Origin of the sequence: Delftia acidovorans SPH-1 (genome assembly GCF_000018665.1) — a bacterium.
Taxonomy (GTDB): Bacteria; Pseudomonadota; Gammaproteobacteria; order Burkholderiales; family Burkholderiaceae_C; genus Comamonas; species Comamonas acidovorans.
The window spans coordinates 18,128-33,347 of record NC_010002.1 but is presented as its reverse complement, the minus strand read 5'-3'; the positions used below and the strand labels follow the sequence as shown (position 1 = coordinate 33,347).

At 66.2% G+C, this 15,220-nt stretch carries 10 protein-coding genes; 8 read left to right on the top strand and 2 right to left on the bottom strand.

The window, feature by feature from the left end; genetic code table 11:
• Window positions 1–4: 4 nt before the first annotated feature.
• Both DACI_RS00130 and DACI_RS00125 read left to right on the top strand, forming a co-directional pair.
• Entirely contained in the window at window positions 5–793 is a 789-nt protein-coding gene (locus DACI_RS00130) for an enoyl-CoA hydratase/isomerase family protein (RefSeq protein ID WP_012201966.1), read from the top strand.
• Between the two features lie 99 nt (window positions 794–892).
• Window positions 893–2,080, top strand: a complete 1,188-nt coding sequence (locus tag DACI_RS00125; RefSeq protein ID WP_012201965.1) for an acetyl-CoA C-acyltransferase family protein — start codon at window positions 893–895, stop codon at window positions 2,078–2,080.
• Between the two features lie 60 nt (window positions 2,081–2,140).
• Here DACI_RS00125 and DACI_RS00120 read toward each other — a convergent pair whose 3' ends face one another.
• Window positions 2,141–3,196, bottom strand: a complete 1,056-nt coding sequence (locus tag DACI_RS00120; RefSeq protein ID WP_012201964.1) for a recombination-associated protein RdgC — start codon at window positions 3,194–3,196, stop codon at window positions 2,141–2,143.
• A 310-nt stretch (window positions 3,197–3,506) separates the two neighbouring features.
• Between DACI_RS00120 and DACI_RS00115 the strand changes: the two genes are divergently transcribed.
• Together DACI_RS00115 and DACI_RS00110 are read left to right on the top strand one after the other, a co-directional pair.
• Window positions 3,507–4,061 carry a Spy/CpxP family protein refolding chaperone gene (locus DACI_RS00115; protein ID WP_012201963.1) on the top strand — a complete coding sequence of 185 codons (555 nt, stop codon included), beginning with the start codon at window positions 3,507–3,509 and terminating at the stop codon, window positions 4,059–4,061.
• Window positions 4,062–4,236: 175 nt separating this feature from the next.
• Window positions 4,237–4,899 carry an acyloxyacyl hydrolase gene (locus DACI_RS00110; RefSeq protein WP_012201962.1) on the top strand — a complete coding sequence of 221 codons (663 nt, stop codon included), beginning with the start codon at window positions 4,237–4,239 and terminating at the stop codon, window positions 4,897–4,899.
• Between the two features lie 1,560 nt (window positions 4,900–6,459).
• Here the strand turns inward: DACI_RS00110 and dinG are convergent.
• Entirely contained in the window at window positions 6,460–8,634 is a 2,175-nt protein-coding gene (gene dinG, locus DACI_RS00105; protein WP_080518161.1) for an ATP-dependent DNA helicase DinG, read from the bottom strand.
• A 90-nt stretch (window positions 8,635–8,724) separates the two neighbouring features.
• Between dinG and DACI_RS31775 the strand changes: the two genes are divergently transcribed.
• The 4 genes from DACI_RS31775 to DACI_RS00085 all read left to right on the top strand — a co-directional run bounded on the left by DACI_RS31775 (window position 8,725) and on the right by DACI_RS00085 (window position 15,118).
• The gene (locus DACI_RS31775; RefSeq protein WP_143343517.1) at window positions 8,725–9,021 is read left to right on the top strand and encodes a hypothetical protein; all 297 of its coding nucleotides are present in this window, start codon (window positions 8,725–8,727) and stop codon (window positions 9,019–9,021) included.
• A 414-nt stretch (window positions 9,022–9,435) separates the two neighbouring features.
• Window positions 9,436–10,584 (top strand): efflux RND transporter periplasmic adaptor subunit, encoded by a 1,149-nt coding sequence (locus tag DACI_RS00095; protein ID WP_012201959.1) that lies wholly within the window; start codon window positions 9,436–9,438, stop codon window positions 10,582–10,584.
• A 21-nt stretch (window positions 10,585–10,605) separates the two neighbouring features.
• The gene (locus DACI_RS00090) at window positions 10,606–13,710 is read left to right on the top strand and encodes an efflux RND transporter permease subunit (RefSeq protein WP_012201958.1); all 3,105 of its coding nucleotides are present in this window, start codon (window positions 10,606–10,608) and stop codon (window positions 13,708–13,710) included.
• On the top strand, window positions 13,697–15,118 hold the full coding sequence (locus tag DACI_RS00085; RefSeq protein WP_012201957.1) for a TolC family protein: 1,422 nt from the start codon (window positions 13,697–13,699) through the stop codon (window positions 15,116–15,118). The genes DACI_RS00090 and DACI_RS00085 overlap by 14 nt, the downstream gene beginning before the upstream one ends.
• Window positions 15,119–15,220 lie beyond the last annotated feature (102 nt).

Genomic DNA, 15,220 nt, shown 5'->3' with positions numbered 1-15,220 from the left:
TCCCATGACCGACACGCAAGACACCCCGCTGCTGCTGCACCGCGAAGGCGCCATCGCCACGCTGACCTTCCACCGCCCCGCCGCCCTCAACGCCATCGACGTGCCCATGGCGCTGGCACTGCGCGACGCCGTGCGCACCCTGGCCCAGGACCGCGCGCTGCGCTGCGTGGTGCTGGAAGGCGCGGGCCGCGCCTTCATGGCGGGCGGCGACCTGGACACGCTGGCCGCCGACCCCGTGCGCGGCGCGGCCGAGCTGCTGGCGCCGCTCAACGAGGCCGTGGCGCTGCTGGGCCAGCTCGATGCACCCGTCATCGCCAAGGTGCACGGCGCGGCGGCAGGCGCAGGCCTGTCGCTGATGCTGCAGGCCGACTTCGTCTACGCGGCCGAGGGCACACGCTTCAACCTGGCCTACATCAACCTGGGCGCCAGCTGCGACGTGGGAGCCTCCTGGGCACTGCCGCGCATCGTGGGCCTGCGCAACGCGCTGGAGATCGCCATGCTGGGCGAGACCCTGGACTGCGCCCAAGCGCAGCGCCTGAGCCTCATCAACCGCGTCCTGCCGCCCGCCGAACTCGACGCCGCCGTGCAGCAGCTGGCCCAGCGCCTGGCCGCCGGCCCCACGGTGGCGCTGGGCCATATGCGCCGCCTCATGCGCGCGGGCCTGGACCGCAGCCTGCGCGACCAGCTGGCCGCCGAGGCCTGCGCCTTCGACGCCTGTGCGCGCACGGCCGACCTGCCGCGCGGCATTGCGGCGTTCCACGCCAAGCAGACGCCGCAATTCGAGGGACGTTGACCTGCGCCCGGAACTGACGCCGAGGCGGCTGCGCTGCCTGCCGCCTGCCCGGCACAATGCACTCCATCCCCCGTGTTCATCGCTTCGAGGAGCTTCACCATGACCCCACGCGACGTCTTCGTCGTCGGCACTGCGCGCACCGCCATCGGCACCTTCGGCGGCAGCCTCAAGGACGTACCCAACACCCAGCTGGCCACCACGGCCGTCAAGGCGGCCATCGAGCGCGCGGGCCTGGCGCCCGACGCCATCGGCCACGTGGTCATGGGCAATGTCATCCCCACCGATACCAAGGACGCCTACCTCTCGCGCGTGGCCGCCATCGATGCGGGCTGCCCCATCGAGACGCCGGCCTTCAACGTCAACCGGCTGTGCGGCTCCGGCCTGCAGGCCATCGTCTCTGCCGCCCAGGCCATTGCGCTGGGCGACTGCGACGTGGCCATCGGCGGCGGCAGCGAGTCCATGAGCCGCGGCCCCTACTTCGACCAGGCCGCCCGCTGGGGCGCGCGCATGGGCGACGCCAAGAGCATCGACTACATGCTGGGCATCCTGCACGACCCCTGGCAGAAGATGCACATGGGCATCACGGCCGAAAACGTGGCCGAGCGCTACCACATCAGCCGCGAAATGCAGGACGAACTGGCGGCAGCCAGCCACCAGCGCGCGGCCGCTGCCATTGCGGCAGGCCACTTCAAGGAGCAGATCGTTCCCGTGGAGATCGCCACGCGCAAGGGCGTCGTGGTCTTCGATACCGACGAGCATGTGCGTGCAAGCACCACCATCGAATTGCTGTCCACCATGAAGCCCGCGTTCCGCAAGGAAGGCGGCAGCGTGACGGCCGGCAATGCCTCGGGCATCAACGACGGCGCCGCCGCCGTGGCCCTGGCCGCAGGCGATCGCGTGGCGGCCCTGGGACTGAAGCCGCTGGCGCGCCTGGTGGGCTACGCCCATGCCGGCGTGGACCCCGCCTACATGGGCATAGGCCCCGTGCCGGCCACGCAGAAGGTGCTGCAGCGCACGGGCCTGAAGATTGCAGACATGGACGTGATCGAGGCCAACGAGGCCTTCGCGGCCCAGGCCTGCGCCGTGATCCAGCAGCTGGGCATGGACCCGGCCAAGGTCAACCCCAACGGCTCGGGCATCTCGCTGGGCCACCCGGTCGGCGCCACGGGCGCCATCATCACCACCAAGGCCATCGCCGAGCTGCAGCGCACGGGCGGCCGCTATGCGCTGGTGACCATGTGCATTGGTGGCGGCCAAGGGATCTCGGCCATCTTTGAAAGAGTCTGAGCGCCGCCTGGGCGTGGCGATGTTTCACATGAAACATCGCCACCGCAGCCGCCTGCCGGCCTAGAAAGGCGCTTCTTCAGGCGCCGTATCCACGGGCGCCAGGGCCGGCCCCGTCAGCGCACCACGGCCCGATGCCGCTGCACGCGGTGCCGCTGGTGTCGCTTGTGTCGCTGTAGGAGTCTGGGCAGCGGGTGTCTGCAGCGATGCCGGCAGATCCTGGCCCAGGCCCGTGCGCCCTTCCCCGCCCAGCGCCTCGATCAGATCGGGGATGAGCTTGGACAGCTCGCCCGTGGCAATCGCCACATCGGCATCGAAGCCGCCGTCGTCCTGCGACTGGCCTTCCATCACGGCATCGAGCAGCGCGATCTTGCGGAGCTGCAGACCCTCGGTCAGCACGAAGCTCACGCGGTCATCCCAAGTCAGCGCCAGGCGCGTGGGCAGCTTGCCGTGCTCGATATGCTGGCGCACCTCGTCGATGTCCAGCGGATGGCGCGCATAGCGCACCACGGCCTTGGATTCGTCGGCGGCCTTGAGCTCGCATTCGCGGTCAATCGAGAAGCCGGCCGGGCTTTCCTGCGTGGTCAGCCAGTGCGCCATGGCGGCCTGGGCGCTGGTCTGCGTATCGACCAGGGCCAGCGCAAAGCCTGTGAGGCCCTCCACCAGCGAGCTGACCACCTCGTCGGCGCGCGCCTGGCTGCCGGTGTCCAGCACCAGGGTGCGGGCCTGCGGGTCCAGCCAGACCCACATGGCGCCCTGCTTGGTGAAGGCCATGGGCAGCAGGTCCAGCTTGGCCTCGTCCTTGAGTTCCTTCTTTTCCTTCTTGCCGGGCTTGCGGCCTTCGGTGGCCTCGATGTGGGCAGCCTTTTCGTTGACGCGGCGGTTGAGCACGCTGGCCGGCAGCATCTTGGCCTCGGTCATGAAGCGCATCACCCACTGATTGGCCACGGACTCGGCCAGCGGGCCATGGGGCTCGCCGCGCGGCGGCACCCAGCCGGCGCTGCGCTCCTGCGTGGCGCCGCACTCGGCAAACGGGCTCTTGCCCAGGGCTTCTTCAAGCTGCTGCAAATCGCCCTGCCAGCTCTCGGCAATGCGATAGACGATCATGTTTTTGAACATAGCGAACCTTTGCTCGGACGGACTGCGGCTGCGCCGCAGCAGGGGTGTGCAACACCGGGCTGCGCCGCCTCCATCCAGAGGGAGAAAACAGAAAAAACAGCAGGGGCGCCATGCCTTGGCGCCCCGCCCGGTCATTGTGCATGCCTGGCACCGGACGGCGCTGCACAAGCTTGTCAATTCTTTACAAGCCGTGCGCAAAACCTCACTGCCCCGATACATCGGACGACCACACTTCAATCATCCGCTGCACAGGGCTCGCCAAGTGCCTTGACGGCGGCCTTCAGTCACCCTCTCCAGAAAGGATTTTGGAATGACCACCACCTTCCGCCGCACCCTCGCCAGCGCCGCCGCTGCCACCGCCTTGCTGGCATCGTTCGCCCTGCCCTCGTACGCCCAGACCGCCGCGGCGGCAGCCCCCGCCGCCGCCGCTACCACCACAGCGCCCAAGCCCGATCGCGCCATGCACAAGCACGGCGACCGCATGGAGCACATGCAGCAGCGCATCGCCAAGCTCAAGGCCGACCTCAAGCTCACGCCGGCCCAGGAAACCGCATGGAACACCTATGCGGCCACCTTCAAGCCCGGCGAGCGTCCCCAGCGCATGGAGCGCGAGGACTTCGCCAAGCTGACCACGCCCCAGCGCATCGACAAGATGCGTGAAATGCGCGCCCAGCGCGCGGCCGACGCCGATCGCCGCGGCGAAGCCACCAAGGCCTTCTACGCCCAGCTGGATGCCAGCCAGCAAAAGACCTTCGATGCCGCCACGCTGCACAAGGGCCACCCCGGCCACCACGGCATGGACCACGGCCCGCGCCATGACCACAAGAGCGGCCAGGCCCGCCCTGCCCCGGCACCCGCCCAGTAAGCAGCCACCTGGCCTTCCCGCCACCAGCGGGCAGCCGGATTGCTCGCGCCAGCCCTTGCACGGACGCCTTGTCAGGCAGCCGACAGTGCAAGGGCTTTTTTGCTGACTCCCCGATCTTCCCCGGACTGCCTAGAGTGGAACAGGCACAGCATTGTGTGCTGCCCCGGAGAAGATCATGGCCCCCAAAAACACTCAAACGACGCCATCCAGCTGCCAGAACCACGCAACGGCGCGCAAAAATCCACCAGAACGTTCAGGGCGACCACAGCGACCAGGACGACCCGCAAGTTTTGCCGCCGTGCTGCTGGCCGGTGCAGCGGCCGTCCTGCCCCTGGCGGCGCAGGCGCAGTCCACGCCGGAATCCTCCCCTTCCATGTACCTGCAATACGGCGCGGCCGAGCACAGTGCCGACAGCTGGACCGTGGGCGTCACCGTGCCCTGGCGCAACTGGCGCCATGCGCTGTGGGGCGGCCAGCTCAGCGGCTACTGGGATGTCTGGGGCGCCCGCTGGTCGGCACCGCTGGAGGGTCGCGATCGCGGCACCTGGGTCATCGGCGTGAATCCCACCGTGCGCTGGCGCCCCAGCAACGGGCAGTCGCCCTGGTTTGCAGAAACCGGCGTGGGCCTGAGCTGGGCGCTGAACCGTCGCTACGTCACGGACGAGAAGGAATTCCCCACGCGCTACAACTTCGCCACCCATATCGGCGTGGGCTACCTGTTTGGCAGCCAGGGCCAGCATGAGCTGGTGCTGCGGCTGGAGCACCATTCCAACGCAGGCATCAAGAAACCCAACCCCGGCGAAAACTTCCTGCAGCTGCGCTACGCCCACCATTTCTGATCACGGTTGCGGATCCCGGCAAGACCACCTTAGAGGTGGTCTTTTTTTGTCCTCAGCCGCCCTGTGGAAAAACCTGGGCATAAAAATCTCGTAAATCCATGCTTATCCACAAGGAGGATGCGCCATGGAAAGTTGTGCCCAAAACGGGTGCAGCAGCGAAGCTGCATCCACCACAGGGTTTGAAGTGTCTTAAGATGTTGATTTTTATAAGATAAATTCAGTTATCAACAATTAAGCGCTTCACTTACTACTACTACTAATTAAAAAATAAGAGAGATAGGAATAACAGCCAAGGGCGGTTTTTCACAGCGGCAAGACCGTTCGGGATAAAAAAGGCAGCCGGTTCGTCAGGAAAAACGGCCTGTCAACAGGTCACAGCACTGCCAGACCATGTGCTCATCCATGTCTGGCAAGCCTTCTTTTCATCTGGATAAACCGAAAAATCCTTATAGATCAATAACTTGAAGTTCAATAAAGGAAAAAATGCACCTCGCACAAAACTGTGGATAGATGAAGACCAACTCAACAGTTATCCACAGAAAAAATCGAAACAGGCAAACTATCCCCGTTCGGGAGACACCGGGAACAGGGCTTTGATCACATGTTTTTCAATCGGGCAAGACATTGTTTTTTTTGAGGAATAGTGAGTTATCCACAGAGATGTCATGCCTCTACTACTACGACTATTCTTTATAAGAAGATCAAAGAACAACCGAAGGCGAAGTCACGCGGGAAGCGAAGGCCGAACGGTTTTTCAAAAAAAACAGACGTGCCAGGTTGTCTGGAGCCTGGGCATGTCCAGACGAGGGACTGCTCCAGCGAAATTGGCGCGCCTGTGTTCAAAAAAATTCCGGATCGGCTCGCGCGCCATGGCCGTATGCATGAAGACGCACGAAGACAAGACTTCCTCGCGGCCTCGCAGGAACGCTGTGGAACGGGCGCTTTTCCACAACGGGCTGTGCACTGGACGTGGAAGACTTCAGGAAAACGCGGTTTGCCAAGCGGACGCAAGCGGATGCGCCAGAGGCAGTGTTCGGCCATTCAAAAAAATTCAACCCCTTGTTGCCGGCCTGCAAGAGGACTGCGCATCCAGATCAGGAGCAGCAGATCCAGTCCAGGCAAGGGCAATCACGAAAAGTGATGGCTGCTGGCGCACCAGGGCAAGAGGACGTGAATCAGCCCGAGCGCTTCAGCGGCCTGCAGAGGACCGTGGAGGCTTGGCAGCTGTCAGGCCCTGGGTTGCCCGCGCAGGCGCGTCCTGGGCGTTCTGCAGGCCTGTTGGCGGGGTATGTGGGCGGGTACGGCCGGGCCGGGGAGCAGGCACGGTCTGCGAGATCCAGCGGTATCCAGCGGGATCCGGGACCGTGCTGCAGAGGGCATGTAGGGAGATGCGGGAGCCGGGAAATACGGTTGCCCACAGGCTGTGTGCAAGTGGCCTGTGGGCAATCGGCAGGCTCGCTGATTGAAAAAATCAGCCGTGATCAATGACTTGCGTATGCAGGGGAATGCAGTGGCGACAGGGCGCAGCCTGTTTTTCGCATGCTTTCCACAGGGTCCGGCTCAGCGTGCCGGGCGGCGCTGCAAGGCAAAGGGCGGCAGGCCCTTGAGCAACTGCTGGCCATAGCTGGTGTTCACCAGGCGCCGGTCATAGCAATACACATGGGCCTGGTCTTCCTCGGTGCGTATGGCGCGGCCCACCCACTGGGCCAGGCGGATCGCCGTGGCCGGCACCACCAGCTCATTGAAGGGGTTGCGGCCGCTGCTGCGCAGCCATTCGGCCCGGGCCTCGCCCACGGGGTCATCGGGCGGGGCAAAGGGCAGCTTGGTGATGAACAGGGACTCGCACAGCGCGCCGGGCAGGTCCAGGCCCTCGCCGAAGGACTGCATGCCGAAGATGATGGAGGGCTCGCCCATCTCCACGGCGTCGCGGTGGCGGGCCAGCAGCAGGGCGCGGGGCATGGCCGTCTGCACCAGCACCTGCGAGCGCATGGCCGTGGACAGCGCATCCACCGCCAGGCGCATCTGCTCGCGCGAGGTGAACAGCACCAGGGCGCCGGCCTGCACGTGGGACAGGTCGCCCAGCAGCGCGTCCACCATCTCCTGGGTGAAGCGGGCGGCCTCCTTGGGGTCGGCCACGGTTTCGCGCGCCACCAGGGTGCCCTGGCGCGCGTAGTCGAAGGGGCTGGGCACTTCCAGCGTGGTCACGGCCGCATCGTCGTGCAGGCCTGCCTCGCGCAAAAAGAAGTCGAATTGTCCACAGCTGGTCAGGGTGGCCGACGTGAGCACGGCACCGCGCACCTGGGACCACAGATGGTGGCGCAGCGTGGCTCCGGGCAGGATGGGGCTGGCATGGGCCTTGACCACGATGTACTCGCCATCTGTCTCCAACGTGAACCATTTGGCATTGGGAACGCGGCTGCTGTCGTCATCCTGCGCTGGCTGCTGCATCAGCAGCTGGGCCGTGTCATAGACGGATTCCAGGCGGGGAGCCAGTGCGCCAACCTGTGCATAAGCTGTAGACAGCCTGCGTGCTTCCTCTGGATTGTCCTTGATGGCGGCGCGCAGTGCCTTGGAGATGGCACGCAGCGCATCCAGAAAGCTGTTGGCATGGTGGGCGGCCTTGCCCAGAGGCTCCAGCAGGGGCTCGGGCAGCATGCCGCGCGGTGCGCGCACCCGCGCCGGCCCCCAGCTGTCCTTTTGCGACTTGAGCGTATCGCCGTACAGCTCCATCACCAGGCGCGCCAGTTCCTGCAGCTGCTGGCGCAACTGGCTGGCATGGCTGGGCAGATCGGCCAGTTCCTCCACTTCGACCAGGGTATTCACGCGCAGGGCGCGGCTGGTCAGCTTGTCTATCCAGCCCAGGCGGCTCAGGTCCATCTCGCCGGCGAATTGGCCCAGCGCCGTGGCGGGCAGATGGTGGGCTTCGTCCAGCACCAGCAGGCAGTTGTCCAGCTCGGGCAGCAGCCGCGCGCCCAGGGAGGACAGCAGCAGATCGTGGTTGGCCACGATGACCTGGGCGGCCACCAGGTCCTTGCGGCGCTCGTAGTAGACGCAGTTGCTGAAGGCCGGGCAGTGCTTGCCGGTGCAGGACGAGGATTCGGCCGCCACGGGGCTCCAGGCCTCGGCCTCGGGCGGGGTCTCCAGAGAGTCGCGGTCGCCGTCCCAGGCCTGGGACGCCAGCGCATTGGCCATGCTTTTGTAGAACTGCATGCGCGCCTCCAGCTCCTGGGCCGGGCGTGCCACGCGGCTTTGGGCCTGCGCCTTTTCTTCGGCGAACAGATCGTCCAGATCCTCGTCCTGGGCCTCGCCGGTGCTGGCCAGCCGCTCCAGCTTGAGCTTGCAGACAAAGCGGCCCCGCCCCTTGGCCAGCGCGAATTTGAAGGGCTGCTCCAGCTGCTGGGCCAGCGCGGGCAGATCCTTGTTCACCAGCTGTTCCTGCAGGGCGACGGTGGCCGTGGAAATCAGCACCCGGGTGCCGCGCGCCAGCGCCATCGAAATGGCGGGAATGCTGTACGCCAGCGATTTGCCCACCCCCGTTCCGGCCTGCACCACGGCAATGGACCGGGTGGGCTCCGGTGCGCCCTCATCGATTTTTCCCAGCTGGGCCTGGCTGAAGGTCTGCGCGATCTGGGCCGCCATTTTTCGCTGCCCCTCACGATTTCGGAACCCTGGGATGGCCCCGACCACGTCATCAAAGGATTTCAGGGCCTGATCAGCCCATTTTTTTTCATGCATTTCGGCGTGTTTTGACCAGATGGATCATCTTGGTCCATCTGTTTATAAAGATTCGTACAGTGATATGTATTAAATAAGATGCGAAATCTTATGAAATACAGCGCACAAAGCGCGTTTTTCGTATGCCGTACAGCCTACAAGCTGCCCGTCATATGGATCACTGAACCCGCCAATCGCATGTGTGCACAGGTGGGTATCGGTCACCGGGATGGACATCTGTCCACCGGCTGTTCCTGGATTGTTCCCATGGCCGTTGATGGCCATGCGCGTGGCCGCATCCACAGTCTTGCCCACAGCGGCCAGGGCGTTCGGCCTGTGATCAATCCTGTGTGCATGTTGTTGGCATGCTTGTGGATTGATTGGGTGATTGTCGCCATTCACCGTTGATTTGCAACGGGTTTTTCATGGATTCAGATTTCCCGCGATTTCCAGAAGATGGTGGAAGTTGTCACCACTGTGGAAAACAGGGCCTGTGCAGATCTTTGGCTTTGCAGAGCGCGTTTTTCCCCGGGATATCCACAGGTCTGCGGCCGCTGCGGCTGGGGCCCTGGTGCACCGCAGGCGGCAGGTCCGCAGCGGCGCAGCGGCGCAGCGGATCGCGCTGGTTCTCGAAAAAGCCCAGGCGATCCCTGCCGGGGAGCAGCCCCGGGCGCCGGCCCAGGTACGCGAATGTCTTACCAAACGGTAATGAAGGCTTCACGCACGCAGGAAGATGCGTTTTCTAGCATCTGTTTCATCTCAGGAGACAAGGGTCGGCTCGCTGCAGTCCCTGCGCTCCAGGCATGGATTGAAGGGGCAAGAATGATCAAGACATTTGCGGGCCTGCCCAAGGCAGCCCGGTTTCCGGCGGCATCGGCATGCGCTGTCATCGCCGTGGCCTGCCTTGTGGCGGGCTGCGATGCATCCAAGGCATCGGCACAGAACGAACCTGCCGCGCAGGCGCCCGCGCCGGCCGGCGTGGTGCGGGTCAAGCCCGAGTCGCTGAAGATGCTGGACATTGCCGTGGTGGCCGATCCGCAGGGCACGCAAATGGCCTGGGCGCCCGCACGCGTTGCCTTTGCCGAGGACCGCGTGGCCACCGTCTCGGTGCCGCTGGCCGCGCGCGTGGTGTCGGTTCGTGCCCACGTGGGTGACATCGTCAAGGCCGGCGACGAGCTGGCCACCCTGGTCAGCCCCGAGGCGCTGCGCGTGCGCTACGAGGTGGAAGCTGCCCGCAGCGCGCATGACGTGGCAACCGTGGAAGTGCGGCGCCAGCAGACCATGGTGGACAAGGGCGTGGGCGTGGAAGTGGATCTGCGTGCGGCCCAGGCCAAGCTGCGCGAGTCGGCCCAGGAGCTGGCGCGTGCCCAGGGCACGTCGGCGCTGCTGGGGCAAGGCGGTGGCGACCGGCTGGTGCTGCGTGCGCCGCGCGCCGGCGTGGTGGCCGAGCGCAAGGCCGTGGTCGGCGCCTCGGTCGAGCCCAGCGGCGAGCTGTTCCTGATCGGCGATCCCGCCGCCATGAACGTGGTGGCCGATGTCTTTGAAAGCGATCTGCCCGGCATCCGCCTGGGCAGTGCCGTGCAGGTCGATGTGCCGCAGCTGCCCAAGCCCCTGACCGGCACGGTGCGCCACCTGGGCGCCACGCTGGACAAGGAGTCGCGCCGCGCCTCCGTCATCGTGCAGCTCGATGCGCAAAACCCCGTGCTGCGTTCCGGCATGCAGGCGCGCGTGGGCCTGCAGGTCTCCAACGAGCACGAGATGCTGATCCCCGTGACGGCCGTGCTCATCAAGGATGAAAGCCGCAGCATCGTCTTCGTGCAGACCGGCGAGCAGCAGTTCGAGGCCCGCACCGTGGTGCTGGGCCGGCCCTCGCGCGGCATGGTGCCCGTGGTGTCGGGCCTGAAGTCGGGTGAAAAGATCGTCGTGCGCGGTGGCCTGCTGCTCGACGGCGCAGCCAGCCAGCTGCTCTGATCGCGGCCAGGAGACTCATCAATGCTGCGTTCCCTGATAGCGTTTGTGGTGCACCGGCGGCTCGTCGCCCTGTGTGCCACCCTGATCATCGCCATCTATGGCGTGTACTCATACCTGCACACGGCCATCGAGGCCTATCCCGATGTGACCAATGTGCAGGTCGGCGTGATTGCCCAGGCGCCGGGCCTGGCCCCCGAGGAGGTGGAGCGCCAGATCACCCAGCCGCTGGAGCGCGAGCTCAACGGCACGCCGGGCCTGGTGTCGCTGCGCTCGGAGAGCTACTTCGGCCTGGCCATGATCAACCTCGTCTTCAATGACGATGCCGACAGTTTCCATGCGCGCGCCGAGGTGTCGCAGCGCCTGCCCCAGGCCAATTTGCCCGATGGTGTCACGCCCGAGATGGCGCCTGACTACACGCCGCTGGGCAAGATCTTCTACTACCGCTTGAAGAGCGACCGCCACACGCTGGCGCAGCTGCGCACCGAGCAGGAATGGCGCGTGGTGCGCGTGCTCAAGCAGGTGCAGGGCGTGGCCGACGTGGTCAGCATCGGCGGCTTCGTCAAGGAGTTCCACGTCGAGGTGGATCCAGAGAAGCTGTATGCGCTGGGCCTGTCGCTGGAAGACGTGAGCGATGCCCTGTCCAAGTCCAACCGCAACGTGGGCGGCGGCCTGATGCGCCGCGGCGAGCAGTCGCTGATCATCCGAGGCATCGGCCTGCTGCGCACGCCGCAGGAGATCCAGGGCGTGGTGGTGGCCATGCGCGGCAGCGCGCCCGTGACCATTGGCGACGTGGCGCGCGTGGTGCAGTCGCACACGCCGCGCCAGGGCTCGGTGGGCATGGACGATGCCGACGACGTGGTCCAGGGCATCGTGCTGCTCAAGCGCGGCGAGAACCCCTCGGTGGTGCTGGACCAGATCCATGCCAAGGTGGCCGCGCTCAATGACGGCGGCCTGCCCGAGGGCATGCACATGGAGACCAACTACGACCGCTCCGACCTGGTCGGCCACACGCTGGGCACGGTGCAGCACAACCTGCTGTTCGGCGCCACGCTGATCGTGGGCGTGCTGTGGCTGTTCCTGCGCAGCCTGCGCGGCTCGCTGATCGTGGCCACGGTGATCCCGCTGTCGCTGCTGGTGGCCTTCATCGGCCTGCACCTGCTGGGCATGCCGGCCAACCTGATCTCCATGGGCGCCATCGACTTCGGCATCATGGTGGACGGCGCCGTGGTGCTGGCCGAAAACATCATCCGCAACGCCCGCATGCGCAAGCCGCAGACGCAGGCGGACATGCGCCACATCATCATCGACTCGGCCGTGGCCGTGGCCAAGCCCACGCTGTTCGCCATGGCCATCGTGATCGCGGCGCTGATCCCCGTGTTCTCGCTGGAAAGCATCGAGGGCCGCATCTTCCGTCCGCTGGCCATGACCTACAGCTTCGCGCTGCTGGGTGCCCTGGTCTTCGCCATGGGCCTGGTGCCGGCGCTGTGCGCGCTGTTCCTCAAGCCCCAGCACGTGATGGTGGAAGAGCCCAAGATCTTCGACCGCGCCCACCACGGCTACCAGCACTGGATTGCCAAGGTGCTGGACGCAGGCCGCCGCCGCGCCATGATCGTCATCGCCTCGCTGGCCATTCTGGTGGCTGCCGGCGTGTCGGCCGCCTGGCTGGGCACGGAATTCCTGCCCGAACTCGATGAGGGCGATGCCTATGTGCTGGTGCAGATGCCCGCATCGATCTCGCTGGAAAAGGGCCAGGAAGTGCTGCGCGACGTGCGCCTGCGCCTGAAGACCTTCCCCGAGGTGATCACCGTCACCACCGAGCAGGGCCGGCCCGAGTCCGGCACCGACAACGAGACGCTGAATCTGGCCAAGGTGCTGGTGCGCCTGAAGGGCCACGGCGAATGGCGCAAGGGCCTGACCAAGCCCCAGCTCATCGAGCAGATGCGCGCCACGCTGAGTGAGATTCCGGGCGTGTCGTTCAACTTCGCCCAGCCCATCCGCGACAGCGTGGAGGAATCGACGTCCGGCGCGCGCGGCCAGGTGGTGCTCAAGGTCTTCGGCCCCGACATTCCGCAGCTGCGCTCCATCCTGCAGCAGACCGTGGACCTGGTGAAGGACATCGACGGCGTGGTCGATCTGGGCCTGTACCGCGATGCGCCTGCACCCCAGGTCCACGTGGAGTTCGACCGCCAGTCGCTGGCGCGCCAGGGCATTGCCATGGAGACCGCGCAAAAGACGCTGGAGGCGGCACTGGCCGGCAACATCTCCACCACGCTGTGGGAGGGCGAGTACCCCGTGCCCGTGCGCGTGCGCCTGCCCTATGTGGACCGCATGGACGAGGAGCGCATCCGCAACATCGCCATCCCCCTGCCCAACGGCGGCTCGGTGCCGCTGCATTCGGTGGGCCAGGTCGCCATCAAGATCGGCAACTCCTCCATCTTCCGCGAAGGCAATGCGCGCTACATGGCGCTCAAGTTCAACGTGGAAGGCCGCGACATCGGCTCCGTGGTCAAGGACACGCTGGCCACGTTCAAGAAGAACGTGAAGATCCCCGAGGGCTACCAGGCCGTCTGGGGCGGCGAGTGGGAGAACCAGCAGCGCGCCGCTGCACGCCTGAAGATCGTGGTGCCGCTGTCGCTGATCATCGTCTACGCCCTGCTGTTCGGCGCGCTGGGCCAGGCGCGCAGCGCGGGCATCATCTTGCTGTGCGCGCCCTTCACCATGGTGGGCGGCATCGCGGCCCTGCACTTTGCGGGCATCGAGCTGTCCATCAGCGCGGCCATCGGCTTCATCGCGCTGCTGGGACAGGTGGCGCTGGCCGGCCTGCTGGTGATCTCGGCCGTGGAGGAGCTGCGACGGCAGGGCATGCCCATGATGCAGGCCCTGGTTGAGGGCGCTGCCGAGCGCATGCGCTCCATCGTGCTCGTGGCGCTGCTGGCGCTGCTGGGCCTGCTGCCCATGGCGCTGTCCACGGGCGTGGGCAGCGAGACGCAAAAGCCCTTCGCCTCCGTGATCGTGGGCGGCATGGTGGTGCTGCCCCTGGTGGCCCTGGTGCTGCTGCCCGTGCTCTATGCGCTGCTGGGCCCCAAGAACATGTTGACGCAGGAAGAACTCGATGAAAAAGAGTGATAGCCCCCTGAGCGGCTTCGCCGCTTCCCCCTCTCGCTTCGCGGGGGGGACGACGCCCTCGCCGCGAGGCGGCTCTTGCTCGGCGTCCCTGGCTTTTGGTCGCGCCGGTTTTGCAGGCAGCGCCCGTTATCGGGCCCTGTTTGTGGCTGTGGCGCTGTGCTGCGGGGCGGGTTCTGCGCTTGCGCAGCAGGCTGTGCCCGCTGTGCCGGCCATCACTGCGGCGCCTGCCTCCGAGGTGGCTCCGGCGGCTGCGCCGCAGCAGCCGGTGGGGATGCAGGAGTATCTGCAGATGGTGGTGCGCAATCAGCCCCAGCTGGCGGCGCAGCGGCTGCAGATCGGGATTGCGCAGGCGGACAGCCGCACGGCGGCGGCGTTTCCCAATCCCACGGCGTCGTACAGCAGCAAGCCGGGCGAGAAGCAGTGGGGCATCGAGCAGCCGCTGCCCATCTTCGGCCAGCGGCGTTTGCGCATGGAGAACGCGCGCAAGGGCGAGACGGCGGCGCGTGCCAATGTCGAGGTGGCCGTGGCCACCACGCTCAACGATGCAGCCACGGCCTTCATCGACCTGCTGATGACGCAGCAGCGCCTGAAGGTCTGGGAAGAGGCGCAGGAGGCGCTGAACGGCGCAGGCAATATCGTGCGCGGCCAGATCGAGGCCGGCGCGCGCAGCCGCTATGACGGCGCACGCCTGAGCCTGCAGCAGGCCCAGATGGCCATGCAGGTCAGCCAGGCCCAGTCGGACTGGCAGGACGCCGCCTCGCACGCCGCCGCCCTGGCCGCCCTGCCCCAATGGGCGCCGCGCGCCACAGGCAGCCTGCAGGCCGTGCCCGTGGGCCAGCTGCTCAACGAGCAAGAGCTGTGGGAAGCTGCGCGCCAGCGCCTGCCGGTCCTGGTCGCTGCCCAGGCCGAGCTGGACCAGTTGCGCCACAAGGTCGAGCTGGAACGCCGCGAAGCCCTGCCCACGCCCAGCGTGAGCGTGGCGCGCGTGCGCAACCGGCTTGACGGCAACTACAACCAGATCGGCGTGTCGGTGGAGCTGCCGCTGTTCGACCGCCGCGAAGGCCCCATCGCCCGAGCCCAGGTCGAGGCCGAACAGGCCCAGCTGCGCTACGACGCCGCGCTGATCGAGGCGCGCACCGAGCTGCAGCGCGCCATCAAGCAACTGAAGCTGCGCCGCGATGCCGTGCGCGCCTACGAAAAGCAGGGCCTGGCCCAGATCGCGCCGCTCAACCAGATGGCCCAGGACGCCTACAAGCTGGGCCAGGGCTCCATCCTGGAGCTGATCGATTCGCTGGGATCGATCAACGAGCACCGCCTGGAGCACCTGGACCTGGTCAAGGAAATGATGCTGGCCGAGTGGCAGGTGCGCGTGGCCAGCGGCGATCTGCCGATGTGGGCAGCGCCCTGAGGCGCTTGACGCCCTTCCCCTCCTGCTGTGCGGGAGGGGCGGTCGGACCCTGGGTGGCACCCCCGGTGTGCCTGGTCCGGATCACGCCAGTTTCATGCGGTG

Bases quoted from the DNA above. Each gene is read 5' to 3' on its own strand.
- DACI_RS00110 (WP_012201962.1), top strand. From the start codon at position 4,237: ATGGCCCCCAAAAACACTCAAACGACGCCATCCAGCTGCCAGAACCAC.
- dinG (WP_080518161.1), bottom strand. From the start codon at position 8,634: ATGCATGAAAAAAAATGGGCTGATCAGGCCCTGAAATCCTTTGATGAC.
- DACI_RS00095 (WP_012201959.1), top strand. From the start codon at position 9,436: ATGATCAAGACATTTGCGGGCCTGCCCAAGGCAGCCCGGTTTCCGGCG.
- DACI_RS00115 (WP_012201963.1), top strand. From the start codon at position 3,507: ATGACCACCACCTTCCGCCGCACCCTCGCCAGCGCCGCCGCTGCCACC.
- DACI_RS00090 (WP_012201958.1), top strand. From the start codon at position 10,606: ATGCTGCGTTCCCTGATAGCGTTTGTGGTGCACCGGCGGCTCGTCGCC.
- DACI_RS00125 (WP_012201965.1), top strand. From the start codon at position 893: ATGACCCCACGCGACGTCTTCGTCGTCGGCACTGCGCGCACCGCCATC.
- DACI_RS00085 (WP_012201957.1), top strand. From the start codon at position 13,697: ATGAAAAAGAGTGATAGCCCCCTGAGCGGCTTCGCCGCTTCCCCCTCT.
- DACI_RS31775 (WP_143343517.1), top strand. From the start codon at position 8,725: ATGAAATACAGCGCACAAAGCGCGTTTTTCGTATGCCGTACAGCCTAC.
- DACI_RS00130 (WP_012201966.1), top strand. From the start codon at position 5: ATGACCGACACGCAAGACACCCCGCTGCTGCTGCACCGCGAAGGCGCC.
- DACI_RS00120 (WP_012201964.1), bottom strand. From the start codon at position 3,196: ATGTTCAAAAACATGATCGTCTATCGCATTGCCGAGAGCTGGCAGGGC.